The sequence below is a fragment of the Peptostreptococcus anaerobius 653-L genome (assembly GCF_000178095.1).
Taxonomy (GTDB): Bacteria; Bacillota; Clostridia; order Peptostreptococcales; family Peptostreptococcaceae; genus Peptostreptococcus; species Peptostreptococcus anaerobius.
The window spans coordinates 68179-93890 of record NZ_ADJN01000043.1 but is presented as its reverse complement, the minus strand read 5'-3'; the positions used below and the strand labels follow the sequence as shown (position 1 = coordinate 93890).

Annotated in this window: 20 protein-coding genes; 15 read left to right on the top strand and 5 right to left on the bottom strand. The window is 36.5% G+C overall.

The annotated features are described in order from the left end of the window. Nucleotides 1-12: 12 nt before the first annotated feature. Nucleotides 13-474 carry a hypothetical protein gene (locus HMPREF0631_RS04875; protein ID WP_002843843.1) on the bottom strand — a complete coding sequence of 154 codons (462 nt, stop codon included), beginning with the start codon at nt 472-474 and terminating at the stop codon, nt 13-15. A 284-nt stretch (nt 475-758) separates the two neighbouring features. Between HMPREF0631_RS04875 and HMPREF0631_RS04870 the strand changes: the two genes are divergently transcribed. Together HMPREF0631_RS04870 and nifJ are read left to right on the top strand one after the other, a co-directional pair. Further along, nucleotides 759-2525 (top strand): GAF domain-containing SpoIIE family protein phosphatase, encoded by a 1767-nt coding sequence (locus HMPREF0631_RS04870; RefSeq protein ID WP_002843738.1) that lies wholly within the window; start codon nt 759-761, stop codon nt 2523-2525. Nucleotides 2526-3038: 513 nt separating this feature from the next. Continuing rightward, the gene (gene nifJ, locus HMPREF0631_RS04865; RefSeq protein WP_002843764.1) at nt 3039-6572 is read left to right on the top strand and encodes a pyruvate:ferredoxin (flavodoxin) oxidoreductase; all 3534 of its coding nucleotides are present in this window, start codon (nt 3039-3041) and stop codon (nt 6570-6572) included. Between the two features lie 210 nt (nt 6573-6782). Here nifJ and HMPREF0631_RS04860 read toward each other — a convergent pair whose 3' ends face one another. From HMPREF0631_RS04860 to HMPREF0631_RS04845, 4 genes are all read right to left on the bottom strand, one after another. Continuing rightward, a complete protein-coding gene (locus HMPREF0631_RS04860; RefSeq protein WP_002843849.1) occupies nt 6783-7013 on the bottom strand; it encodes a DUF3343 domain-containing protein in 231 nt (76 codons plus the stop codon). Nucleotides 7014-7023: 10 nt separating this feature from the next. Further along, nucleotides 7024-7224, bottom strand: coding sequence for a sulfurtransferase TusA family protein (locus HMPREF0631_RS04855; protein ID WP_002843828.1), 201 nt, complete (start codon nt 7222-7224; stop codon nt 7024-7026). A gap of 17 nt (nt 7225-7241) precedes the next feature. After that, complete coding sequence (yedE, locus tag HMPREF0631_RS04850; protein ID WP_002843775.1) at nt 7242-8342, bottom strand: YedE family putative selenium transporter; 1101 nt, start codon at nt 8340-8342, stop codon at nt 7242-7244. A 68-nt stretch (nt 8343-8410) separates the two neighbouring features. Then, complete coding sequence (locus tag HMPREF0631_RS04845; protein ID WP_002843752.1) at nt 8411-9550, bottom strand: aminotransferase class V-fold PLP-dependent enzyme; 1140 nt, start codon at nt 9548-9550, stop codon at nt 8411-8413. A gap of 308 nt (nt 9551-9858) precedes the next feature. On the opposite strand from HMPREF0631_RS04845, the gene licT reads away from it, so the two are divergent. The 13 genes from licT to rsmH all read left to right on the top strand — a co-directional run bounded on the left by licT (nt 9859) and on the right by rsmH (nt 25708). Next, on the top strand, nt 9859-10746 hold the full coding sequence (gene licT, locus HMPREF0631_RS04840; RefSeq protein WP_002843772.1) for a BglG family transcription antiterminator LicT: 888 nt from the start codon (nt 9859-9861) through the stop codon (nt 10744-10746). Nucleotides 10747-11030: 284 nt separating this feature from the next. Continuing rightward, on the top strand, nt 11031-13163 hold the full coding sequence (locus HMPREF0631_RS04835) for a PTS transporter subunit IIABC (protein WP_002843799.1): 2133 nt from the start codon (nt 11031-11033) through the stop codon (nt 13161-13163). A 115-nt stretch (nt 13164-13278) separates the two neighbouring features. Next, nucleotides 13279-14652 carry a sodium:solute symporter family transporter gene (locus HMPREF0631_RS04830; RefSeq protein WP_002843823.1) on the top strand — a complete coding sequence of 458 codons (1374 nt, stop codon included), beginning with the start codon at nt 13279-13281 and terminating at the stop codon, nt 14650-14652. A 99-nt stretch (nt 14653-14751) separates the two neighbouring features. Next, entirely contained in the window at nt 14752-15738 is a 987-nt protein-coding gene (locus HMPREF0631_RS04825; RefSeq protein ID WP_002843743.1) for a hypothetical protein, read from the top strand. Nucleotides 15739-15942: 204 nt separating this feature from the next. Then, on the top strand, nt 15943-17160 hold the full coding sequence (locus HMPREF0631_RS04820; RefSeq protein WP_002843810.1) for a carboxylate--amine ligase: 1218 nt from the start codon (nt 15943-15945) through the stop codon (nt 17158-17160). A 75-nt stretch (nt 17161-17235) separates the two neighbouring features. After that, nucleotides 17236-17958, top strand: coding sequence for a cysteate racemase (gene cuyB, locus HMPREF0631_RS04815; RefSeq protein WP_002843769.1), 723 nt, complete (start codon nt 17236-17238; stop codon nt 17956-17958). 14 nt (nt 17959-17972) lie between these two features. Further along, complete coding sequence (locus HMPREF0631_RS04810) at nt 17973-19466, top strand: UDP-N-acetylmuramoyl-L-alanyl-D-glutamate--2,6-diaminopimelate ligase (RefSeq protein WP_002843777.1); 1494 nt, start codon at nt 17973-17975, stop codon at nt 19464-19466. A gap of 143 nt (nt 19467-19609) precedes the next feature. Continuing rightward, a complete protein-coding gene (ychF, locus tag HMPREF0631_RS04805; protein ID WP_002843716.1) occupies nt 19610-20707 on the top strand; it encodes a redox-regulated ATPase YchF in 1098 nt (365 codons plus the stop codon). Between the two features lie 106 nt (nt 20708-20813). Then, a complete protein-coding gene (locus HMPREF0631_RS04800; protein ID WP_002843741.1) occupies nt 20814-21269 on the top strand; it encodes a leucine-rich repeat domain-containing protein in 456 nt (151 codons plus the stop codon). 50 nt (nt 21270-21319) lie between these two features. Continuing rightward, complete coding sequence (gene yfmF, locus HMPREF0631_RS04795; RefSeq protein WP_002843853.1) at nt 21320-22579, top strand: EF-P 5-aminopentanol modification-associated protein YfmF; 1260 nt, start codon at nt 21320-21322, stop codon at nt 22577-22579. 10 nt (nt 22580-22589) lie between these two features. Next, complete coding sequence (yfmH, locus tag HMPREF0631_RS04790; RefSeq protein ID WP_002843729.1) at nt 22590-23882, top strand: EF-P 5-aminopentanol modification-associated protein YfmH; 1293 nt, start codon at nt 22590-22592, stop codon at nt 23880-23882. Between the two features lie 163 nt (nt 23883-24045). Continuing rightward, nucleotides 24046-24783, top strand: a complete 738-nt coding sequence (gene lgt / locus HMPREF0631_RS04785; RefSeq protein ID WP_002843817.1) for a prolipoprotein diacylglyceryl transferase — start codon at nt 24046-24048, stop codon at nt 24781-24783. Continuing rightward, nucleotides 24773-25708: a 16S rRNA (cytosine(1402)-N(4))-methyltransferase RsmH gene (rsmH, locus tag HMPREF0631_RS04780; RefSeq protein ID WP_002843851.1), complete on the top strand. Its 936-nt coding sequence runs from the start codon at nt 24773-24775 to the stop codon at nt 25706-25708. The genes lgt and rsmH overlap by 11 nt, the downstream gene beginning before the upstream one ends. Nucleotides 25709-25712: the final 4 nt, after the last annotated feature.

Genomic DNA, 25712 nt, shown 5'->3' with positions numbered 1-25712 from the left:
GCCCCTCTTTATTTATTTACAAACATAGTGGTAAATCTTCTCTTCACCTAAATCAATTTTGCCGGTCATGATAAATTTTTCTATACTTTCTATGTCTTTTTGAGATAGGTACTGCGTTGGCATTGATAAGTAGAAACCGCTATCCTTAAGTAATTTGTTGAGTTTAAATATGCTAGAGTATTCAGCCTTACTTGATGAGTTCGTTTTTGACATATACTTATTAGCTGCAAGAGTCTCGTTCTGTATATCTATTAGCTTGTCTACGTAATCCTTATAGGTAGATCTAAATTCTTTTGAAGAAATAGGGATTCTATTTAAAATTTCAACAATAGATTTATCTCTTAGCATATTGTCTACAAATTGATCCGAAGTAAGTTTTCCAGAAATAATACCTTTTTGGTACTTTCTTAAAACTCTCTTTGTGTGAGTGTAAATATTATACCTAGTTTGTAAATCCAAATGAATAAACTGCATCTACATCACCTCTAGTTTAATGATACATCAAAAATTCGAAAAAATCTAGATATAAAAACAAAATATTCATATAATTATGTCGAATAAATATATATTTAATCTAATAAAACATAAAATAAGACCTATTATAAAATTAAATTATTAAGGCGTATTTTAAAAAATACATTATAAGGCAAGTGATTGACAATTTCATACACACTATCGTATAATATTACATAAGTGATAACCGTTGTTATTTTAAGGGAAGTGGAGATAGACTAGTTTATAGTTTGGGAGGTTTGGTTATGAATGAATACAAGAGAATGAGGAGTCTAGTTGAGATTACCAGAATAGTTACTCAGTCAGACAACTTTTATGAAGTAAAAGATCAGATTATTAATAACATGTTGGCTGTAGTACATCCTACTAAGGCTTGTGTGAACTTATTCTACAACAATGACTACAACTATGCCCACCTAGTATGCTCATCCACCCTAAACTATATACCTAAGATTTTTCCGCAGAACGAGGAGTATGGAGCTAAGATAGATTTTTCTGTGTATCCGGACTATATCCATGAGGCTGTAGAAGAGAAGAAGGTAGTTATAGTTGATGATATATTTAAAAATGAGAAAGCCAAGGGTGAGGAGAACCTAGCTATTAACGAGGGTTATATTGGTAGGGCTATTTTTCCATTTATAATAAACGACAAGGTAATCGGATTTATGACCTGCTATCTTTCTGACCAGGAAAAACTCAAGCCAGATGACATAGACTTTATAACTCAGGTTGCGTCAATGATGTCGCTTTCAATTTCCATAACTGAAAAGAATGATGGTATAAATAAGTTGATAGGCAAGTTAAGGCAGTCTATTACAAATATAAATAAGGCTTCAAAAAGGTTATTTTCAACTCAAGACATATTCTACTATTTGCAAAAGATGGCAAATGTCGTAGCCGATACTACTGATAGTAAGTTTTCTATGGTCAATATTTATGATATAGGTGAAAATGGTGGTCCTATGGGTCAGAAGTTTACATGTGCCAACGACCAGAATGCTATAAATAGTCTTGCAGCAAGGATGCCTATAATTTTAAAAGACCACAGAATATATGATTATGGCAAAACAGATGGTGAAGTTTTGGTTGATGGAAAGTCCTATACGAATAGGATTTTTTATAAGGTCATAATTGATTCAAAATCAATGTTAGTAATTTTGGCAGTGGGTGATAAGGTATACACTGAAGATGATTTCAATATAATTGGAGCTCTTGCTAAACAGATTGCAACTAGTGTTAAGAGCTATGATTACAGCGAAAAACTAGAGGAAAACAAGGCCATAAATGATGAATTAGTTGTACTAAAACACCAGCAAAAACTGATAATGGACAATAACAGTTTGAAAAAATTTGCAGACCGTGACTTGTTCTATTTTATGAAACCAGCTAAGGTCGTAGGTGGAGATTTTTACCACTCTATGCTTGTAGATGACAGGGTTATATTTATATTGGCAGATGTAATGGGGCATGGTATAGTCGCCAACTACATGGTTGCCTTGATTAAGGGGGCTTTTGAAGTTCTAGTCAGAAAGGTTGCAAACCCTAAAGAAATAATAACTAAATTAAATAAAAACTTGTACAATGAGTTTGATAATATGGGTGCATATGCCACCATAGTGGTTGGCGCTATCAATAAAAATACAAACAAGTTGGAGCTTGCCAATGCAGGCCACTACCAACCTATAATATTTGATAATGATAACAAGTATGTTGAAATAGATACTGATGCCAAGGGTATCCCAATTGGTATAATTAACAATGAACAGTATTCGCAGATAGAGATAGACTTTTCAAAAGACAAGTGCAAGGCTATGTGTATGTTTACTGATGGTATAATTGAGATGAAGAATCAGGAACATGAGGAATTTGGCCATGAAAGACTAGTCGAATTCTTATCTGATAATATAGATAGCGACGAGAAAACCATTAAAAAAAGGCTGGACAAACTCATTAAACATTTCTCAGTTGATGATGATAAGAAGGATGATATCCTCTTAGCCTTTATTAAATGATAAAAATTACACAAAATATGTTCTACCCCGACATAATATTTTTCTTATGTTGGGGTTGTTTTTTTTACAAAAGCTTTAAAATAAAGATTAAACTCAAAAAGGTTTTTACTTAATTTACATATTATTTTTAATTAGGGTGTGATAATAAGATATGAAATTAAATGACGGATTATGTGTAATAATGTAAAGCAAAAATGGTCAACAAAGCACCTATAATATGATTATAATTAGACAAAGATTATTTTGTAATATGATTGATTTTTTCTCATAAGTCTAGTATAATTAAGCTTGATAATTGAATTATATTTATTTTATTAGAAATAATGATATAAATTCTCAGTTATTTAATTGTAATTTAATATGAGATAAATTCATGATAAAGGTAATTCTATTTTTTTATTTTACGCTTACATTGTTAAGTAAGGTAAAGATAGGTTATTTTATTTATTTGTTTCATATTGTATACAAGAAACATTATACTTAACTTTTAAATTTCTTAAGGAGGAATTAGTAATGGCAAAATTTTTGAAAACTGTTGACGGAAATACAGCCGCTGCCCACGTATCATATTGCTTTACAGACGTAGCTGCTATATATCCGATCACACCATCTTCAACAATGGCAGAAGTTGTTGACGAATGGGCTTCTCAGGGAAGAAAGAACATATTCGGTCAGGTTGTCAAGGTTGTTGAAATGCAGTCTGAAGGTGGAGCTGCAGGTGCTTTCCACGGTTCTTTAGCTGGTGGTGCACTTACATCTACTTATACTGCTTCTCAGGGACTTCTTTTGATGTTACCAAATATGTACAAGGTTGCTGGTGAATTATTACCAGGTGTATTCCACGTTTCAGCACGTGCGCTTGCATCTCAGGCACTTTCTATATTCGGTGACCATCAGGACGTTATGGCTGCGAGAATGACAGGATGTTGTTTACTAGCATCTGGATCGGTACAGGAAGTAGCTGATATAGCTCCAGTAGCTCACTTGGCTGCAATAGAAGGTAGATTACCTTTCATTCACTTCTTCGATGGATTCAGAACTTCTCACGAAATCCAGAAGGTTGAATTAATGGAAAATGAAGACTATGCTAAGCTTCTTAACTTCGATGCAGTTAAGGACTTTAGAGATAACTCACTTTCTCCAAACCATCCAATGACTAGGGGTACTGCTCAGAACCCTGATATTTACTTCCAGACAAGAGAAGTATCTAACAAGTTCTACGATGATATGGTAGGAATAGTTGAAAAATATATGAACAAGATGTCAGAGTTAACTGGCAGACCACATGGCCTATTTGATTACTATGGTGCAGAAGATGCTAAGTATGTAATGGTAGCTATGGGTTCTGTTACAGAAGCTGCTGAAGAATTAATAGATGTATTAAACGCTAGAGGCGGAAAATACGGTATCTTAAAGATACACCTTTACAGACCTTTCTCAGTTAAGCATTTCTTAGACAAGATGCCTAAGACTGTTGAGAGAATCGTTGTTATGGATAGAACTAAGGAACCAGGTTCAATAGGTGAACCTCTATACTTAGATGTAAGGGATGTTTACTATGGTAAGGAAAATGCTCCTATGGTAATCGGTGGTAGATACGGTCTTGGTTCAAAGGACGTTACTCCAACTGACCTAAACGCTGCATTCGAAAACCTTGTATCAGATGTTCCTAAGGATAGATTCGTTATATCAATAGTAGATGATGTTACAAACCACTCAATCTCTTCTTCAGAAGAAGTTAAGATTGCTGCTCCTGGTACTGTAAGATGTAAGTTCTGGGGTCTTGGCTCAGACGGTACTGTTGGTGCTAACAAGCAGGCTATCAAGATTATCGGTGACAACACTAACAAGTACGCTCAGGCTTACTTTGACTATGACTCTAAGAAGTCTGGTGGTATAACAATGTCTCACTTAAGATTCGGTGATACTCCAATCAGAGCTACTTACCTACTTGACGAAGCTGATTATATAGCATGTCATAAGCAGAGCTACGTATATCAGTATGATGTAATCAAGGGACTAAGAAAGGGTGGTACATTCGTACTTAACACTATCTGGTCACCAGAAGAAATAGAAGAACATTTACCAGCTAAGTTAAAGAGATACATAGCTAGAAATGACATCCAGTTCTACACTATAGATGCTGTTAACATAGCTAAGGAAATAGGACTAGGAAACAGAATAAACATGATCTGTCAGTCAGCATTCTTCAAACTAGCTGATATAATACCAGTAGAAGATGCTGTTGGATACCTAAAGGATTCTATAAAGAAGACTTACGGTAAGAAGGGTGACAAGGTTGTCAACATGAACTATGCTGCAGTTGATAAGGGTATAGACGCTCTTGTTAAGATAGATGTTCCAGCTTCTTGGGCTGACGTTGCAGATGAAGAAGCAGTAGTTGATAACAACGAACCAGAATTCATCAAGAATATCCTAAGACCAATGACAGCTGTTGAAGGTAACTCACTTCCAGTATCTGCATTCTTAGGAAGAGAAGACGGTAGATTCCCTCAGGGTACTGCTGCATACGAAAAGAGATGTATAGCTGTTGATGTTCCTGAATGGCAGATAGACAACTGTATCCAGTGTAACCAGTGTTCATTAGTATGTCCACACGCTGCTATTAGACCATTCTTATTAACAGAAGAAGAAGCTAAGAATGCTCCAGAAAACTTCAATACTAAGAAGGCAATGGGTAAGGGCTTAGAAAACCTACAGTACAGAATCCAGGTATCTGCTATGGACTGTACAGGTTGTGGTAACTGTGCTGACGTATGTCCAGCTAAGACTAAGGCTCTTGTTATGAAGCCAATGGAAGAACAGAAGGAAGTACAGGAAGAAAACTGGTACTTTGCAACTGACTTCTCTAAGGTATCTGCTAAGCCAGATGTAATGCCTGCTACAACTATAAAGGGATCACAGTTCAGACAGCCACTTCTTGAGTTCTCAGGTGCTTGTGCTGGTTGTGGTGAAACAGCTTACATGAAGCTTGTTACTCAGTTATTTGGACCAAGAATGATGGTTGCAAATGCTACAGGTTGTTCTTCAATCTGGGGTGCTTCAGCTCCATCAACTCCATACACAGTTAACCACGAAGGTAAGGGTCCATCATGGGCAAACTCACTATTCGAAGACAATGCTGAATATGGATATGGTATGTACCTAGCTGTTACTCAGCTTAGAAGCAAGGTAGAAGGTCTAGCTAAGGAATTATCTGAACTAGTATCTGGAGATGACAAGAATGTTGTTGATTCATACCTTGAAAATATGTTCAACGGTGAAACTACAATAGCTACAAGTAATGTATTCACAACTTTAGTTGAAGATTTAGATAGAGAAGGTAAGTTCCCAGAAGTAGTTAAGCCACTTGTAGAATTAAAAGACTACTTTGTTAAGAGATCTAACTGGATTCTTGGTGGAGACGGTTGGGCATATGACATCGGTTACGGTGGACTTGACCACGTTCTTGCATCAGGTGAAGATGTAAACGTACTTGTATTCGATACAGAAGTTTACTCAAATACTGGTGGACAGTCTTCTAAGGCTACTCCAGCTGCTGCTATGGCTAAGTTCGCTGCTTCAGGTAAGAGATCTAAGAAGAAAGACCTTGGTATGATGGCTGCTACTTACGGTAACGTATACGTTGCTCAGGTTGCTATCGGTGCTGATAAGAACCAGGTTCTTAAGGCTATAATAGAAGCTGAAAAGCATGATGGACCATCTCTAATCATAGCTTACGCTCCATGTATCAACCACGGTATTAAGAAGGGTATGGGTAAATCAGTTGAAAACGAAGCTGATGCAGTTAAGGCTGGATACTGGCACCTATACAGATTTAACCCAGAACTTAAGGCTGAAGGTAAGAACCCATTCATCCTTGATTCTAAGGAACCAACTGAATCATTCAGAGAGTTCATATTGGGTCAGAACAGATATGCTTCAATAGCTAAGATGTTCCCAGAACAGTCAGAAGAACTATTCACTATGGCTGAAGAAAATGCTCGTGATAGATATGAAGGCTACAAGAAATTAGCTGAAAAATAAATCTTGTTAAACAAGTCATTTGCAAATTAAAAATAAAAAAATAATGTAGCGTCGGTGGTCAAGTCCTTAGTCGGATTTGGCCACCGATGTTTTATTATATGTTATTTTATATACTTGTGTATTATAGATACCTGCTTTTTTGCATACAAAAATAAGGCATACATTAACTTATTATTAATGTATGCCTTTATTCTTATTAACAAGACCTAGCTAAATCTCTATAACCGCACTGTCTTCCCATTCTATATCTTCATTGTTTATAAGGTCTATAAGTCTATCCTTGAACTCTAGGTCTGTCATCCAGGCCATACCGCAGCCGGCAGACATATGTCTAGGAACCGGTATCAACTTACCGTCGATGCCATTTGACTTGCAGATAAACTCAGCACTCATAGCCTCGTTAGTTGTATAAAAACTTAGGACAAATTTTTGTTTTCCCATTGTCTTGTCCTTATTTTATTCTTATTTCATATTCATTGCCGACTTCTTTTACTTCTGCAGTTCTGTTATTTGACTTGCAGAATCTAACAATGTTTTTCATGCTGTGGGCTTCATTAGATAGAACTAATATTTCATCCCCTTTTTTTATTTCTTCTGAAACAATCATCACTGGTTCAGGGCAAGATAAACCTCTTACATCTACTTCTCTCATAGTAGTTACCTCCTTATTTATCTACTAGCTTTCTTTTCTTTCATAATACCTATAGCTGATATTACAAATAGAACAACTATACAAATAATAATTGCAACCTTACCATTAGGACCAGGTCCACCTATTTCTGCTGCCTTTTCAGCAGTTTTAAGTGCTGCACCCTTAGCTGCTAGTCCAAAGTTGTGACATATAGCAGATCCAACAAACATACCTAGAACTGTTACAACTGAGTCTGAAGAACCAGAACCAGAAAGTATCAACTGTCTAAGTGGGCAACCGCCTAGTAGAACAGCTGCAAATCCTACTACATACATACCTAGTATATTCCATAGAGTCTGAGCATGGGCAATAGGTCCGAAGCTAACGAACTTAAAGTTGCCAGTAGCTATATTGTAAACTAGCATAGTAAGGAATAGACCACCTATTACAGATAATAGAGTGAAGTCCTTAAGTAGGATAATATCTCTTATACTTCCTGCAAAACACATTCTAGTCTTCTGAGCTATAACTCCGAATAAAAGTCCTACACCTAGAGAAAGGGCAACTGGAGCGGACATACTACCTGGTCCTTTTACACTTACCACAAATAGGCTAGTAGCAATGCTGATTATAAATAGGAATACTAAGATTGCAGGGAATATATATCCATTTTCCTTTTTACAAGTATAAGATCTTCCCAAGCTGAATCCCTTTTTAAGCATATAAGCACCTGTGCCAACACCACCGATAAATCCTATAAGACCTATATAAGAACTTATATCACCGGCAGACATTCTTAGGACCATTCTAAGTGGGCAACCCAAGAATACCAATGCACCTATCATCATTATAACACCAAGTAAGAATCTTATAACTGGTGAAGAACCAGCTGTTGCTCTGTATTCTCTTGAAGCTAATGATATTATAAATGACCCTAGTACCAAGCCTACTATTTCAGGTCTAAAATACTGAACAATCTCTGCATTGTGCATCTTCATAGCACCTGCTGAATCTCTGATAAAGCAAGCTATACAAAATGCCATATTCTTAGGATTGCCAGTAGCCGCTAGTATGGCTGCACCTATACCAGCTATGATACCGAAAACAAAAATACCTTTTTTAGATTTTAAGAAATCCATTTTAAAAATCTCCCTTCATAATATGAATAATTGAAACTAATAGTTTAAATGGGCTGCTTATCTAGTTTTTAACTCTCTGCTATTTCTTTGACTGCTTTTATAGCAAGGTCAACTTCATCAATGGTATTGAAACTTGAGAAACTAAACCTCACCATACCCTGCTCGACAGTGCCAAATGATTCATGGACAAGTGGAGCACAGTGGGCACCTGGTCTCGTAGCTATATCGTAGTTTTCTGAAAGTAACATACTGATTTTAGATGCATCCTCATCACCAATATTTAGGGAAACTATCGGGCACCTATAGCTAGTTGAAAAATCCCCATATGTAACCACAGTGTCTAGGTCTTTGACAGCCCTGTAGAACCTATCAGCCAAGTCCAATTCGTGCTTTCTAAGATTATCGATTCCCTTGTCGTTGATATAATCTATAGCAGCACTTAGTCCAGCTAGACCGTGAGAGTTTAGAGTGCCTGCCTCTAAATTGGTTGGCATATTGCTAGGGTGGTCTTTGTCAAAACTCTTGCTACCACTGCCACCTACTGAAAATGGCCTTATGTACACAGAATCGCTCACGTACATACCGCCAGTTCCCTGAGGTCCAAGTAGACTCTTGTGGCCTGTAAAACACAAGACATCGATACCAGTTTTTTCGACATCTATTGGAATTACACCAGCAGTCTGTGAAGCGTCCACCACTAGTTTAATTCCGTGCTTTTTACAAATACCAGATATTTTTTCTAGATCAGCTATATTACCAGTAACATTAGAGCCGTGGTTAACCACCATCATGAAAGTGTTTTCCTCTATAAGATCTTCTATAGCCTCATATTTAAGGACCCCATCCTTATCTATTGGTACAATAGAGTATCCTATATTTTTTTCACTTGCTAATCTGTATATTGGTCTGAGTACCGAATTATGCTCATTAGCTGTTGTTATAATGTGGTCACCATCCTTGGCCAAACCAGTTATAGCTGTGTTTAGGGCCTCTGTTGAATTCTTAGTAAAAACGATATTTCTAGGATTCTTTCCACCAAAAAAGATACAAAGCTTCCTTCTAAGGTCAAATATAACCCTATCGGCCTTCAATGAATCATTGTGAGATCCCCTTGATGCATTCCCCATAGTTTTCATTGCTTGAACTACAGCATCTATAACAGAGTCCGGTTTGTGTATGGTTGTCGCTGAATTATCTAGATAAATCAAAATACAAAACCCCCTTTAAAATATTAGTTAATTTGAGTATATCAATTATATTAATGGCTTTCAACAGATAAAAGGTCTTGTGTAACAACGATTGTAAATAAGTATAAAACACAATGGAACTATAGAGAAAATATATAGATAAATACTACAAATATTAGCCTTATAATATAGCTAACAAATATGGCTAAATATATAAGTGGAAATTTAAAATACATAGGAGTTTTTAATAAATATATTTGCTATATAGATATTTTTGGGGTATAATTTACAATAGTGAGTATATCTTTAAGCAGTAGGGGTGGAGTAGTATGGTAATAAAACAGATTTTTAATAATAATGTTGTCCTTGTCAGAGATGATATAGAGGGCAAAGAATTTATACTTACTGGTTCAGGTATTGGTTTTCAGAAAAAGAAGGGTATGCAGGTTGACATTGAGAAGATAGAAAAGAAGTTTATATCTAGTGATGATAGTATCATGAATAGGATTGTCAGTCTTGCAAGTGAAATAGATCCTGAAATATTTGAAATGACCAACTCTATAGTGAATAGGATCGAAGATTTTCTAGGGGAAAACTTGTATGAATACATATATCCAGCCCTTGCAGACCATATCGCATTTGCTCTAAAAAGGAACAAAGAGGGGATTGTGGTTAGAAATACTATTCTATACCAAATTAAGCGTGTTTATTCCAAGGAGTTTGAGGCAGGTATGATAGCTGTAAACTATATAAAGGATAGACTCGGTATTGACTTGGGACAGGACGAAGCCGCCTTTATTGCAGTCCACATAGTAAATTCTTACTACCAGGGTAAGTCTGAAAAATATCAGCAAGATATAAAAGTTTTGAAAATTTTAAAGGATGTCTTGAATATTATACGATATTATTATAAAATAGACTACAGAGAGAGCGATTTGGACTATGAAAGGCTTGTGACGCACGTTAGATTTTTTGCAAAGAGACTTCTGGCTGGCGATCACAGGGAAGACAATAGTCGAGAATTGTTTGAAGTTGTGAAAATTAAATATGATAAGGCCTACGGTTGTGTAGAAAAAATAGAGGAGTATGTATCCAAGAACTATGGACATTATTTGTCTGATGATGAAAAGCTGTATTTGACTATGCATATCGAGAGGGTCTCAAACAAATTCAAGATACATGATTCTGGGGTTGTTACTGAAGAAGGCAAGACTTAGGTGTATGGAAGATTTGTGTAAATAGGGCGAGTGAGTATATATCTTAATTTATTTATTGGTATTATTTATCTCTATATTTTGGTGTTAGTATTGTGGTATAGGGCGCTGTCTATTTTGCAAAATCCATTACTTAGGTCTTTTTATTTTGTTATTTAAACAGTTTGAATTTTGCCTGCACTAGTAAGTTTTAGAGCTCGTAATCTTGCACTCTTGAAATTTGGAATTTTAGTAATCGGCATTTAATTTTCAAAAATATATTTATAAAATTATAGGAGGTATTTCTCATGGGAGAAAGCAAAATTTTTGGTATTTTACAAAGAATTGGTAGATCATTCATGCTTCCAATAGCAATTCTACCAGTAGCTGGTCTTTTCTTGGGTATAGGTGGTTCATTTACTAATCCAACAACAATAGAAGCCTACAATTTAACAGCAGTATTAGGTCCTGGGACATTTGCAAACTCATTGCTAACAGTTATGTCTCAGGCAGGTGAAGTAGTATTCGCCAACCTTCCAATCCTATTTGCGATGGGTGTTGCAATAGGTATGGCTAAGGCTGAAAAGGCTGTTGCAGCACTTGCTGGTGCGCTATCATTCTTCATTATGCATACTGCTATAGCAGCTATGATTACAGTTAATGGTGGAGCGGACAAGATGCTTGCAGGTTCTGTTGCTATGACAGTTGGTATCCAGTCACTTCAGATGGGTGTATTCGGTGGTATCATAGTTGGTCTTGGTGTCGCTTATCTACACAACAAGTTCTACAAGATCCAGTTACCACAGGCATTATCATTCTTCTCAGGAACTAGATTTGTGCCAATTATAACAGCTATAGTATACTTAGTTGTTGGTATATTAATGTTCTACGTATGGCCTACAGTTCAGTTAGGTATCAACCAGGTTGGTCAGTTGGTAAGAGTATCTGGATACTTTGGTACTTGGATATATGGTTTCATGGAAAGAATCCTAATACCATTCGGTCTTCACCACGTGTTCTACCTACCTTTCTGGCAGACATCAGTTGGTGGTACTCTAGAAGTTGGTGGGAAGATGGTGGAAGGTGCTCAGAATATATTCTTTGCTCAGCTAGCTGATCCGACAGTACAGAAGTTCAGTGTTGATGCTACAAGATTTATGGCTGGTAAGTTCCCACTAATGATATTTGGTTTACCAGGTGCAGCTCTTGCTATGTACAAAACTGCAAAGCCTGAAAAGAGAAAGCTAGTAGGTGGTCTTTTATTCTCAGCAGCACTTACATCAATGCTTACAGGTATAACTGAGCCAATAGAATTCACATTCTTATTCGTTGCTCCTTTCCTATATCTAATTCACTGTATATTTGCAGGTCTAGCTTATATGTTAATGCACATCATGAAGGTTGCAGTTGGTATGACATTCTCAGGTGGTCTAATAGATATGACACTATTTGGTATACTACAGGGTCAGTCAAAGACAAACTGGATTGGAATAGTTATAGCAGGTATAGGTTACTTTGTAGTTTACTACTTCCTATTCAGCTTCCTAATAAAGAAGTTTAACCTTAAGACTCCGGGTAGAGAAGATGATGCAAATGCTGAAGTTAAGTTATATACTAAGGCTGATGTAAATGCTAAAAAGGGTAAGGCATCTTCAAAGGGTGCAAATGCAAGTGATGATGAATTATCAATAGCTATAGTTCATGGTCTAGGTGGAAAGTCAAACATAGAAAGTGTTGACAACTGTATTACAAGACTTAGGTGTGTTGTTGTTGATTCTAAGAAGGTAAAGGATGACGTACTTAAGGCTACAGGAGCTGCTGGTGTCATCAAGTCTGGTTCAGGTGTTCAGGTTATATACGGACCAAAGGTATCTATAATCAAGTCAAACCTTGAAGAATATCTTGAAAGCTCAACAGTAGAAGATGCTTATGTTGATGGTATGGCAACTAAGGTTGAAGAAGAACCTAAGAAAATACTTGATTTAGACTCATCTCTAGAAGTTTTGGCACCAGTTAATGGAACTATCCATGACCTATCAAAGGTTAATGATGAAGTATTCTCACAGAAGCTAATGGGTGAAGGATTTGCAGCCCAGACAGAAGATGGAGATATATACTCACCAGTAAGCGGTGAAGTAGGAATGATATTCCCTACAAAGCATGCTATAATAGTAGCTACAGACGATGGATTAGAGGTATTAATTCATATGGGTATAGATACAGTTAAGCTAGAAGGAGAAGGATTTGAATTATTCTGCTCAGTTGGCGATAAGGTAAAGGCTGGAGACAAGTTAGCTCATATGGACCTTGAATTTATAAAGTCAAAGGGTTATGAAACTATAACACCTGTTATATTTACAAACCTTGAAGCTGGTAAGACTATAGAAGTATCAGAAGGTAAGTCTGTTAAGGCAGAAGCTGGAAGAGTTGGTATTAGATAGCTTGATCTGTATAAATATATAACAATTTGAAATCATGTTATTATACATAGTGACTGTCAATTATAAGTAGTGTTGACAGTCATTATATTTTATTAACAGGAGGTAATTTATTTAGATGGAAATCGGATTATTATTTTGGGGATTCTTGATAGTATATGGATTTATAATGATGGTACTGTCTCCAAAAGTAGAAAGTGTCGGCGGATTTTTTATGGGGCATGATAAGGATGGAAAATCAGCATCTCCATTTATGCTGACAGCAAGTATTTTTATAAGTTGGATATTTGCCAAATCAGTTACAAATGCTGCAAACTTAGGAGCTACTTATGGAATAGTGGGTGGAGTTGCCTATGCAGCCTACTGGTTGTGTATACCGCTAGCTGGTTTTGCTATTTATAGGTTGAGGACTAGATATGCTGCCAAGGGTCTTGTGAGTTTCTTGACTGAAAACTACGGCCATGGAGCAGCGGTTGCATTTTCAGCTGCTATACTTATTAGATTATTTAATGAAGTCTGGTCAAATACATCAGTTGTCGGTGGATATTACGGTAAGTCAGGTAGCAAGGAGTTTATAATTGCAGCAGTGGTATTTACCCTTATTACCTTGGTATATTCAATGAAGGGTGGTCTAAGAAGTTCTATAGTTACAGACACTATACAGGCAATAATTTTTGTAGTATTTGTAGTGTGGGTTGTAGCTATAATCATGCCACACCATACTGTAGGAGAAATGCTAACAACAGGTAGTTGGAAGATTGATGCAGGTGTAGATATGTTACTAGTATCAATTCTACAGATATTTTCTTATCCATTTCATGATCCAGTTCTTACTGATAGAGGTTTTATATCTGAAGAAAAAACAATGTTAAAGGCCTTTATAGTTTCAGGGTTGCTAGGATTTATAGCTATTGTTGTATTTTCCTTTATAGGTATACATGCCAAAATCACAGGTATGGCTATATCAGACAATGTACCTGCAGACTTAGGAAGGACTCTTGGTACAGGGGCCTATTTCCTTATGATAGCTGTAATGGTATCGGCAGCAGGATCTACTCTAGATTCGACATTTTCAAGTTTGGCCAAGCTTACTGCCTATGATCTTCCTAGAATGACAGGAAGAGATCTTGGAGATAAGTCTAGAAAATTAGGTATGTTGGTTATGGTGATTATAGCTTTAGTAGGTAATCTGCCTATGATCTTAGGAACAGACATCCTAAAAGCTACTACTATAAGTGGTACAATGGTCATTGGTCTTGCTCCAGTATTCTTATTGCATGGCCTTGTTAGACCTACTAAAATAGGCTTCCACCTTAGTTTTTGGATAGGAATCATATTGGGATTTGCAATGACCTTTAATGCTATACCAGCTTGGTTTGCTATAGGCACAGGAAAGTATGCAATGTTACTAGGAGTCAACCTATATGGCTTGATTGCTTGTACATTAGCTTATATTGTGGCTGGCCTAGTTTTTGGTGAAAAGACAAGTTAAAAACTATATAAAAAAGACATTATTAAGGCCCTGTATTTTGCTTTTATTAGCTATACAGGGTATAATAATATATATATAGATGATTAAAGGAGATAAGTTATGAATAGACCAGGTAGAACTTGCCCCATAGATTATAGGGTAGACCAAAGAATATATACTGATAAAACAAATGATATAAATGCAGATACCATATATGTTGTAGGAGGCCTGTACGGTAATCATGAGGCTCTCAAGGAAATTGAGAAAATGAGACTTGATGAAGATTATGAACCAATTATAATGTTTAATGGAGATATACATTGGTTTGACATAGAGTTAAAAGACTTCAAAAAAATAGAAGAAGGTATAAATAATATAAGCTTTGATTCTGATGTGAATAAGCCTAGTCATTATGAGATATTGGGTAATGTTGAGGCCGAGCTAATCAGGGAATCTGATATAAATGTTGGTTGTGGTTGTTCATATCCAGACTGTGTAGATGATGGCGCAGTAGATAGGTCAAACCTCATTCATTCCATAATGAAGTCTAATATCTACCAAGAAAAAGAAATGATAGACATCTTAAAGGAAAGGCAAAAGGCCATGGTAGTTTCTCTTGGAGGTAAAAGGATAGCTATCACACATGGGGATGAGGAGTCTTTGGCAGGTTGGAAGTGTTCTAGAGAAAATCTATCGGATAAATCTAGGCAAGAAGACCTTAAGGCTTGGTTTGAAGAACACGATATAGATATAATAGCTTGTACCCATACTTGTGCTCCAGCTGCGTATTCAGATGGTAAAAATGCAGTTATAAACAATGGTGCATCGGGGATGCCTAATTTTGAGGGTGAAAATTTTGGATTGCTTACGAGGATATCTAAGAGGGCTAGTGACAAGGCTATATATAGGGAATGTTTGGATGGTCTATATATAGAGGCACTTCCTATTAGGTATGATAGGGATAGGTTTTTGGAGTGGTTTGATTCTAGGTGGCCAAGTGGGTCTCCAGCAGATATATCATATAGGGACAGGATAGTAAATGGGACAGATGACCCTGTAGGGGATGCTATTATTAGCGGATTTAAAATATGTAAGGCAGATAGGTAAAAATATAGGTGTTAACTTTATAAAAAATGTAAAGAGGGGTTAGTATTGATACTATACCCCTTTTATTTGCCCCAAACCTTGCAAATATATCCATTATGAGATATTATATTTAATGGGTAGTAGTGTCGTTAGGGCAATCTACCTATAGGATATACAAGGACAAACTAGTAATTAATATACAATAAATATAAGAGGTGAATACAAATGGAAAATATTAAGATTCAGCCCATACTATGCGGTGGAGATTTAAATTGCTATTCTGTTGCAAGGGCCTACCATGAAGCTTACGGTGTTACGTCTATAGCTTTTGGAAGGTACTATCTTGGTGCTACAAAGGATAGTAGGTTTATAGATTTTAGGGTGACTCCTGACATCAATGACCCTGATAAGTTTGTAGGCATATTAATTGACGAAGCCAAGAAACATTCTGATGACGAAAAATTGATACTTATGGGTTGCACTGACGAGTATGCTGAACTGATAATCGACCATAGAGATGAATTAAGTAAGTATTTTATTGTTCCTTACATTTGGTCAGACCTTAAAAACAGACTTGTTGAAAAGGAATCATTCTATAATGTATGTGAGGAATATGGTCTTGATTACCCAAAGACTTACATATACAACAAGGGAGATGCTACTAGGGACTTTGGTTTTAACTATCCAGTAATAGTAAAGGCATCTGATTCTATATCGTTCTTCCAGAACCCATTTGAGGGTATGAATAAGGCCTATGTTGCCAACAACCAGGAAGAGTTTGACAAGATCATCAAGGACTGCTACTCACATGGCTATGAAAAGTCAATGATAATCCAGGACCTAATACCTGGTGAAGATGACCATATGAGGGTATTGACTTGCTACTCAGACCAAAATGGCAAGGTAAAGATGATGTGTCTAGGCCACGTCCTACTAGAGGAGCATACTCCAAAGGGAATAGGTAACCATGCAGCCATCATAACGGAGTACGAAGAAGAGTTGATGGAAAAGTACAAGGAATTCTTGGAGAAGATAGGTTATGTAGGTTTCTCCAATTTTGATATCAAGTATGATGATAGGGATGGTAAGTTCAAGGTATTTGAAATCAACCTTAGACAGGGTAGGTCCAACAACTATGTCACTGCATCAGGCAACAATATAGCCAAGTATGTTGTAGAGGACAGGGTATACAATAAAGAAATGGATCTGAAGATACAGAAGGAGCCATTTTTCTGGCATGTAATACCAGCGAGTGTTGTCTATGATTTTGTAAAGGACAAGACCTTGGTTAAGAGATGTAAGGACCTAGTTAAGGAAGGTAAGAGCGGTTCTGCCTACCACTATAAGTATGATCTATCTGGTAACTTCAAGAGGAGTCTATATATATTCTTATTTGGACTGAACCAGAGAAAGAAATTTAATAAATACTGTACAAAATACTAGGAGTTTGTTTATATATAGGTTCTATCTTAGAACTTGTATTTAAGACTTGAACTAGTTAAGATAATGGAGAATTATATGAAAGCAAATAAGACAATTGGTGTGCTAGGTGGACTTGGACCAATGGCGACAGTTTATTTTTACGATTTGATGGTAGAAATGACAGATGCCAAGTGTGACCAGGACCATGTAGACATGATAATAGTAAATAGGGCATCCACACCTGATAGGACAGCCTACATAGTTGGCCAATCAGATGATAGTCCCTTAGACTATATAATAGAGGATGCAAAGAGATTAGAGGCTTGTGGGGTTGATTTTATGGTATTGACTTGTAATACAGCCCACTACTTCTATGATAAGATCAAGGACTCAATCAATGTTCCAATTCTCAATATGTTGGAGGAGACAGTTGGTCATGCCATTAAGAAGGGTCACAAAAAGATCGGAATCATGGCAACTACTGGCAATATTAAAACAGGTCTATACCAGTCTATGTGTCAGTCAAAGGGAGTTGACTACTATATCCTTGATGATGATATGCAGAAAAAGGTCATGAAAATAATATATGATGATGTCAAGGCTGGTAAAAAGGCAGATATGGATGAGTTCAACGAAATAGTGGATGTATTAAAGGCTAATGGATGCGACTGTGCGATTTTGGGCTGTACTGAGCTATCTATTATCAAAAAGGATGAGAAGCTTCCTGATGACTTCTTTGTCGACTCAACAGAGATTTTGGTAATCAAGTCAATAGAAAAGGCAGGAGCATACTTAAAGGAAGAGTTTTCTAGTAAATAAAACGAGGTGTAATAATGAAACTAAAAGACCTATTGAAAGATATAGAGTATATAAGCAACATTAAGGAAAGTCAGTTAGAAGATATAGAAATCAGCGATATAGTATACGATTCTAGAAAGGCTGTAAAAGATAGCATATTTGTGGCTATCAAGGGCGAAACAGTAGATGGACATGACTACATAAAGGGAGCCTATGACAAGGGCTCTAGGGTCTTTATAATCAATCATGACCTTGAAATAGAAGATGATGCAATAAAGATAATAGTACCTGATAGCAGAAGGGTCCTATCAAGAATGTCAGCAATATTCTTCTCTGAGCCTACAAAAAAGCTTAAGGTTGTTGGTATAACTGGAACAAAGGGAAAGACAACTATTAGTAACTACATAAAGACTGTCCTTACTAAATCGGGTATGAACACAGGTGTTATAGGTACAAATGGAGTATTCTACAATGATGTTGCTGAAAAGACTCTTAACACTACTCCAGAATCATACGAACTACAAAAGACTATAAAGGAAATGCTGGATGCAGGAGTTGAATGTGTAGCCATGGAGGTGTCTTCAAGTGGACTTATGATGGGTAGGGTAGACGATATAGATTTTGATATCGGTGTATATACCAACCTATCTCCTGACCATATAGGACCTAAGGAACACCCTACATTTGAGCACTACAGGGAGTGTAAGTCAAGATTGTTTGGACTATGCAAGTATGGAATCATAAATGTGGACGACGAAAACGCCCAGTATATGGTAGACCATGCTAAGTGTCCTACTTGTGGTTTTTCTATAGACAAGGAATCTAATATCAAGGCTGGTAATATTGAGCTTACTAGGTCTAGTGCTAGCTTGGGGGTTGATTTTGACTACAAGCTAAAGGACCAGGATACTGTAAGGACTCATATCTGTTCTCCTGGAGAGTTCTCAATCTACAATGCCCTTGCTGTAATAGGCGTGTGTGACCATTTTGGTATAGACAGGGACAAGATGCTAGAGGCCCTATCAGATGCAAAGGTTGATGGCAGGGTAGAGGTTATACCTGTGCTTGACAATGCAACTGTAATACTTGATTATGCCCACAATGGTCTAAGTCTTGAAAATGTACTTGATACACTTTTAAAGTATGACCACAATAGGATGATATGTGTATATGGATCAATAGGTGGTAGGGCAGCCATCAGAAGAAAAGAGTTAGGTGATGTTGCAGCTAGATTATGTGATGTTTCAATAATAACAACTGACAATCCAGATGACGAGGACCCAATGAAGATAATAGATGAGATAGCTGAGTCATATGTTGGGTCAGATTCTGAAGTGCATAAGGTTGTAGATAGGGCAGAGGCTATTTACAAGGCTCTAGAGATGGCTGAGGATGGAGATATGGTGCTTGTGACTGGTAAGGGTCATGAAAAATACCAGTACATCCATGGTCAAAGGGTATTCTATGACGAAAAGGCTGAGGTTATCAAGGCTGGTAAAAAGGTTATGGAAAACAGATCAAACAGATAATATCATATTTATATATGAATTGTATAGAATATAGAATAAAATAGAATATAGAATGACATAGTATATATAATAAGTTAAATTGAGATATGGATTATATAAATAAAAGTATTAATTATATAAATTGAAATTGGAGGAAGTAACATATGAAATTAGGTATAGTGGGTTTACCCAATGTTGGTAAGAGTACCCTTTTTAATGCAATAACACAGGCGGGTGCTGAATCAGCAAACTACCCATTCTGTACAATAGACCCAAATGTAGGTGTGGTATCAGTGCCAGACCAGAGACTAAATGTCCTAAAGGACCTATACAACTCTAAGAAGATAGTTCAGACTGCTATAGAGTTTGTAGACATAGCAGGTCTAGTAAAGGGTGCGTCAAAGGGTGAAGGTCTTGGTAACAAGTTCCTATCAAACATAAGAGAAGTAGATGCCATAGTTCACGTTGTAAGATGTTTTGAAGACTCAAATGTAGTTCACGTTGATGGATCAATCAACTCTCTTAGGGATATTGAAACAATAAACCTTGAACTTATATTCTCAGATATGGAAATACTAGATAGAAGGATTACAAAGACAACAAAGGCCCTAAAGGCAGACAAGACTCTACAGGGTGAATTAGACATACTAAAGAACTTGAAGGAAACCCTTGAAGAAGGTAAGTCAATAAGAACTATGGACCTTAGTGAAGACGAGTGGAAGTTTGTAAATGGACTAGACCTATTATCTTCAAAGCCTGTAATATACGTAGCTAACGTATCTGAAGATGACTTAGCAAATGATGGGGCTGACAGCCAGATGGTGGCAGCTGTTAGAGAATTTGCAGCAACTGAAAATTCAGAGGTTGTTGTAATCTGTGCCCAGATTGAGGCTGAAATATCTGAACTTGAAACTGATGAAGAAAAATTAGAGTTCTTAGAGACTCTAGGACTTGAACAGTCAGGTCTAGACAAGTTGATCAAGTCATCATACCACCTACTAGGACTTATATCATTCCTAACAGCAGGTGTTCAGGAAGTAAGGGCTTGGACTATAAGAAATGGAGCTAAGGCACCAGAAGCTGGAGGAAAGATCCACTCAGATATAGAAAGAGGATTTATCAAGGCTGAAACAATAGCTTATGAGGATCTTATTGAGCATGGAACTATGGCAGCAGCCAAGGAAAAGGGACTAGTAAGACTTGAAGGTAAGGAATATATAGTTAAAGACGGAGACGTTATACTATTCAAGTTTAATGTATAAGGGCAATTAGGATAGACTGTTAAAAGTAAATAGAAAACTGGCTTATTGTCTTAGGGTTACTAGTAGAATCAGCCAGTGGTTTTGTGATTTTAGGAGGTATATTATTATGTTTGTGGAATTTAAGTGTGACAATTTGAAAAATGCAATAATAGAAAACTATAGAGACAAAATTGACAAGTCTTTTGATGGTAGTGAAGTCACTCAGGAGATGATGGATAAGTTTGATTTATTAGACCTAGATAATAAGGGTATAACAAACTTAGGTGGAATAGAAAAGGCTACAAACCTTAGGTTGCTTTATATGGGCAATAATGAAGTTGAGGATATCAGTCCTCTTAAAGAGTGTTCTAAACTTGAAATATTGGATTTTCATAAGAATAAGGTCGAGGATATATGGCCACTAGAAGGCCTTAGGAGACTTGAATCACTTAATATTTCCTATAATAATATAAAAGACGTTATGGCCCTAAATGATATAGCCAATATAGACTCAATAAATATCAAGGGTACAGACATAGAGAACAAGCTACCCCTACGTCATATAAGGTTTGTAAAAAAATAAATTGAAAATTTAGACTGCCAAATAAGTGATAAAGTAAAGAAGGTGACGAAATGTCAAATATTAGAAAAATAAAGTTGGATGATGGCCTGACACTGGGACTCATTAAAAATGAAAAATTTAAATCTAATTTGGTATCCGTTTATTTTGAAAGAAATATATACAGGTCAGAAGTGACAGCCCTATCCCTGTTATCGAATATGATGGTGGTTGGAACTAAGAAGTACCAGAATATGAAGCAGGTATCCATGAGATTGGATGACCTGTACGGAATGTCTATGACAAATGGTGTGTCAAAGCATGGAGAAAAGTTGCTAATTTCTTTTAAGTTTTTGACTATATCCGATGCTTATTTAGACCAGCCTATATTTGAGGACGTCATAGACTTTGTAAATGAAATTGTGCTCAATCCCTTGGTTGTAGATTCTAAGTTGAATCCAAAGGCTATAGATATAGAAAAGGAAAACTTAAGAGAAGAGATAGAATCAAAGATAAACGATAAAAAAGCCTACGCATCATCTAAGTGTATCAGCCTCATGTGCGAGGGCGAGCCGTATGCAATCAACTCTAGCGGTTATGTAGAAGACATTGACTCCATAAGTCCAGAACAAATGTATGATATATATAAGAGACTGGTTGAGACATCTCCTATTTTTGTTGTTGTCGAAGGGGACTTTGATGAGGAATATGTAGAGAGAATTTGCAGGGAAAAGTTTAGGTTTAAGAGGGGCAATATAGAGGAAATCAGGCGTTCCAACTACTTGAATAAGCCAAAGGAAACTAGGTATTTCCAGGAAGACTTTGGCAACAAGCAGGGCAAGTTGGTCATAGGTCACAGAACTAATGTAGACCACCAAGAATTTGATAAATACTATAGTCTTTTAGTAGCAAATTCTATTTTTGGAGGAGGTCCCCACTCTAAGCTATTTAACAATGTAAGAGAAAAAGAATCTATATGCTATTATGCAAATTCTGGTCTTGAAAAGTGTAAGGGACTTATGATGGTCAACTCAGGTATAGACCCTGACCAGTACGATCGTGCTCTTAAACTTATAAGAAAAGAATTAGAAGATGTCAAGTTGGGTAACTTTACTGACCTTGAAATAGAAAATGCAAAAAGAAGCATAATAAACTCTATGAAGGCTGGATATGATTCTATATCTGGAGAGACAGATTTTATATACAACCAGCACATATCGAGAAATGACCTGACATTGGACCAGGTTATAGCTTATGTTTCCAAGGTTACCAGACAAGATATAATAGACGTATCACAAGAAGTAATTGAAGATACAGTGTATTTCTTGAGATAGGAGGTCTAGGATGAAGAGAGTATACAACGAAATTATTAATGAAGAGCTATATTCAGAGACTATGGACAATGGTCTTGAGGTATATTATTTGAGAAAAAAGGGCTTTGTAAATAAGTATGCGATACTAGGTGTTGATTTTGGGTCTGTAGACCTGGAATTTCTTCCGATTGGAGAAAATGAGAGGATAAGGGTGAGTGATGGTATAGCCCATTTCTTAGAACATAAGATGTTTGAACAACCAGATGAGACCAATGCATTTGATAAGTTCTCTGCATTTGGTGCGAGTGCCAATGCCTTTACTGGTTTCAATATGACTGCTTATCTATTCTCTGCAACAGATAACTTCTATGAGTCTTTGGAGCATTTGATAGACTATGTACAGACACCTTATTATACAGACAAGAATGTCAATAAGGAGAAGGGTATAATAGCCCAAGAAATAAAGATGTACAATGATGATCCAGAGTGGAATGTCTACATGAACTGCCTAAAGGCCATGTACTCAGACCACCATGTCAATATAGATATAGCTGGTAGTGTCGAGTCGATTCAGGAAATTAATCCAGAAGAGCTATATAAGTGCTATAGGACTTTTTACAACCCTTCAAATATGAAGCTATTTATAGTGGGTGATTTGGATCCAGATCAAATAATAAAATCTGTCAAAGCATCTAATAAGAAGGACTTGATGGTTGAAAAAAATATTAAGAGATTTATGCCAAAAGAGCCCGACAAGATAAATAAAAAAGAAATTGAGGAAGAGTTCAAGGTTTCCATGCCTATGTTCTATATAGGATACAAGGATATAGTGGACAAGACTAAGCCGGAAGATGTACTTAGAAAAGAGATAGTGAGTGATATCTTGTACGACATCATATTTTCCGAAAGTGGAGACTTATATAACCAACTATATGAGCAGGGCCTTGTCATGGGCAACCTAAATGGTGGCTACCTTGCACAGAAGGACTACTCTTATGCCTTGGTTTCAGGTTCATCAAAGGATCCTAGAAGGTTAAAGTCAGTAGTTGATGACTATATATTGGATTTGAGACAAAAGGGCATAGACAAGAGTGAATTTGAAATCAACAAGAAGAAAAAAATAGGTGGTTTCTTAAAGTCCTTTGACTCAATTAGCTATGTAGCTCACAACCTATTATCGTATTCCTTTAGGGGGATAAACTTCTTAGACTATTTGGAAGTACTTAAGAGTATAGAACTTGAAGAGATAGATGCTAGGTTGAGAGAATTTTTTAAAGAGGATATGAGTGTCATATCTATAGTTAGTCCTAAAAAGGATAACTAGTAAAATTTATAAATTTGTTATATAATAGGTTATTGGCTAGTTCTATAGCCAATAATCTATTGTTTGACTGGCAATAAGGGATATATTTATAAGCTTTATAGTCAAAAGCCTGTTTGTATAAGCCATATGTATTAAAGAAGTGTTAAGAAATTTTGGAGGTAAGATGGATAGAGTAGCATTTAGCCTATGGGGCATAGACGTTATGTGGTATGGAATATTGATTGCGATAGGTATGATGCTAGCTGTATTTATAGCCACAAAAGAAGCTAAAAGAGTAGGTTATAACGAAGACTATATAATGAATCTTTGCCTATTTATGATACCTATTGGAATAATTGGTGCAAGGGCCTATTATGTTATATTTTCATGGCAGGACTATGCTGGCAACTTGTCTGAGATATTCAATATCAGGGGTGGTGGTCTAGCTATTCACGGTGGAATTATAGCAGGTCTACTTACTGCTTTTATATATTCAAAAATAAAAAAACTGGATTTCTTCAAGCTGATGGATATAGTTGTACTAGGATTACCCCTTGCCCAGGCAATAGGTAGGTGGGGCAACTTTATCAATAAGGAGGCCCACGGTGGACCAACAGACCTACCATGGGGTATAATTGTAGATGGACAAAAAGTACACCCTACTTTTCTATATGAATCTATATGGAACCTTGTCCTATTTGCAGTCTTAATGAAGCTTAGAAAGAACAAGAAATACCAGGGACAACTGATGGCAGTATATATGACTGTGTATTCTTTTGGAAGGTTCTTTATAGAGGGGCTTAGGACAGATTCACTTATGTTTGGTCCTATAAGAATGGCCCAGTTTGTAAGTCTATTAGGCATTGCTTTTGGACTTTGCCTGCATTTTATATTAAAAAAGAGGTGTAAAGATGGAATTTAAGCACGTGTCAGTATTATTGGATGAGTGTATTGACAATTTAAATATTAATCCAGACGGTACCTATGTGGATTGCACTATGGGTGGAGCAGGCCATAGCAAGGAAATTGCCAAGCGTTTGGGTGAAAATGGACGTCTGATATGTTTTGACCAGGATATAAACGCCATCAATGTAGCCAAAGAAAGACTAGCAGAGTTTAAAGACAGGGTAATCCTAGTCCATAGCAATTTCGAGAATATTAAAGAAGAACTCCTTGAAAGAAACATCGACAGTATCGATGGTGTTCTTGCAGATCTAGGTGTGTCTTCCCACCAATTGGATGAAGCGTTCAGGGGCTTTTCCTATATGAATGATGCATCCTTGGATATGAGAATGGATGATAGAAATTCTATGTCTGCCTGGGATGTTGTAAATACTTATTCACAGGAAGACCTACATAGGATTATCAAAGACTACGGGGAAGAAAATTGGGCCAGTAGAATTGCCCAGTTTATTGTAGAAGAGAGAAAAGAAAAAGATATAAATACTACTTTTGAGTTGGTGGACATCATCAAAAAGGCCATACCTAAAAAGGCTAGAATAGATGGTCCACATCCAGCCAAAAGGACTTTCCAGGCCATTAGAATCGAGGTAAATAATGAGCTTGGTGTCATCAAAAAGATGATAGATGATTCAGTATCCATGATGAATCCTGGGGGAAGGATATGTATTATTACCTTCCATTCTTTGGAGGACAGGATAGTGAAAAATGAGTATAAGTACTTGAGTTTAGACTGTATCTGTCCACCAGAACTACCATTTTGTTCATGTGACAAGGTCAGCGAGGTTAAGATAATTACTAGAAAGCCTATTCTACCAAGTAAACAAGAGATAGAGGTCAACCCACGCTCTAGGAGTGCCAAGCTAAGGGTTGCAGAGAAAAAATAGTGAT

What these genes read in the sequence shown, in the direction of transcription:
- ychF (WP_002843716.1), top strand. Translation starts at nt 19,610, where the DNA reads ATGAAATTAGGTATAGTGGGTTTACCCAATGTTGGTAAGAGTACCCTT.
- rsmH (WP_002843851.1), top strand. Translation starts at nt 24,773, where the DNA reads ATGGAATTTAAGCACGTGTCAGTATTATTGGATGAGTGTATTGACAAT.
- HMPREF0631_RS04835 (WP_002843799.1), top strand. Translation starts at nt 11,031, where the DNA reads ATGGGAGAAAGCAAAATTTTTGGTATTTTACAAAGAATTGGTAGATCA.
- cuyB (WP_002843769.1), top strand. Translation starts at nt 17,236, where the DNA reads ATGAAAGCAAATAAGACAATTGGTGTGCTAGGTGGACTTGGACCAATG.
- licT (WP_002843772.1), top strand. Translation starts at nt 9,859, where the DNA reads ATGGTAATAAAACAGATTTTTAATAATAATGTTGTCCTTGTCAGAGAT.
- HMPREF0631_RS04820 (WP_002843810.1), top strand. Translation starts at nt 15,943, where the DNA reads ATGGAAAATATTAAGATTCAGCCCATACTATGCGGTGGAGATTTAAAT.
- HMPREF0631_RS04860 (WP_002843849.1), bottom strand. Translation starts at nt 7,013, where the DNA reads ATGGGAAAACAAAAATTTGTCCTAAGTTTTTATACAACTAACGAGGCT.
- yfmH (WP_002843729.1), top strand. Translation starts at nt 22,590, where the DNA reads ATGAAGAGAGTATACAACGAAATTATTAATGAAGAGCTATATTCAGAG.
- HMPREF0631_RS04825 (WP_002843743.1), top strand. Translation starts at nt 14,752, where the DNA reads ATGAATAGACCAGGTAGAACTTGCCCCATAGATTATAGGGTAGACCAA.
- lgt (WP_002843817.1), top strand. Translation starts at nt 24,046, where the DNA reads ATGGATAGAGTAGCATTTAGCCTATGGGGCATAGACGTTATGTGGTAT.
- HMPREF0631_RS04875 (WP_002843843.1), bottom strand. Translation starts at nt 474, where the DNA reads ATGCAGTTTATTCATTTGGATTTACAAACTAGGTATAATATTTACACT.
- HMPREF0631_RS04870 (WP_002843738.1), top strand. Translation starts at nt 759, where the DNA reads ATGAATGAATACAAGAGAATGAGGAGTCTAGTTGAGATTACCAGAATA.
- HMPREF0631_RS04800 (WP_002843741.1), top strand. Translation starts at nt 20,814, where the DNA reads ATGTTTGTGGAATTTAAGTGTGACAATTTGAAAAATGCAATAATAGAA.
- yfmF (WP_002843853.1), top strand. Translation starts at nt 21,320, where the DNA reads ATGTCAAATATTAGAAAAATAAAGTTGGATGATGGCCTGACACTGGGA.
- HMPREF0631_RS04855 (WP_002843828.1), bottom strand. Translation starts at nt 7,224, where the DNA reads ATGAGAGAAGTAGATGTAAGAGGTTTATCTTGCCCTGAACCAGTGATG.
- HMPREF0631_RS04830 (WP_002843823.1), top strand. Translation starts at nt 13,279, where the DNA reads ATGGAAATCGGATTATTATTTTGGGGATTCTTGATAGTATATGGATTT.
- nifJ (WP_002843764.1), top strand. Translation starts at nt 3,039, where the DNA reads ATGGCAAAATTTTTGAAAACTGTTGACGGAAATACAGCCGCTGCCCAC.
- yedE (WP_002843775.1), bottom strand. Translation starts at nt 8,342, where the DNA reads ATGGATTTCTTAAAATCTAAAAAAGGTATTTTTGTTTTCGGTATCATA.
- HMPREF0631_RS04810 (WP_002843777.1), top strand. Translation starts at nt 17,973, where the DNA reads ATGAAACTAAAAGACCTATTGAAAGATATAGAGTATATAAGCAACATT.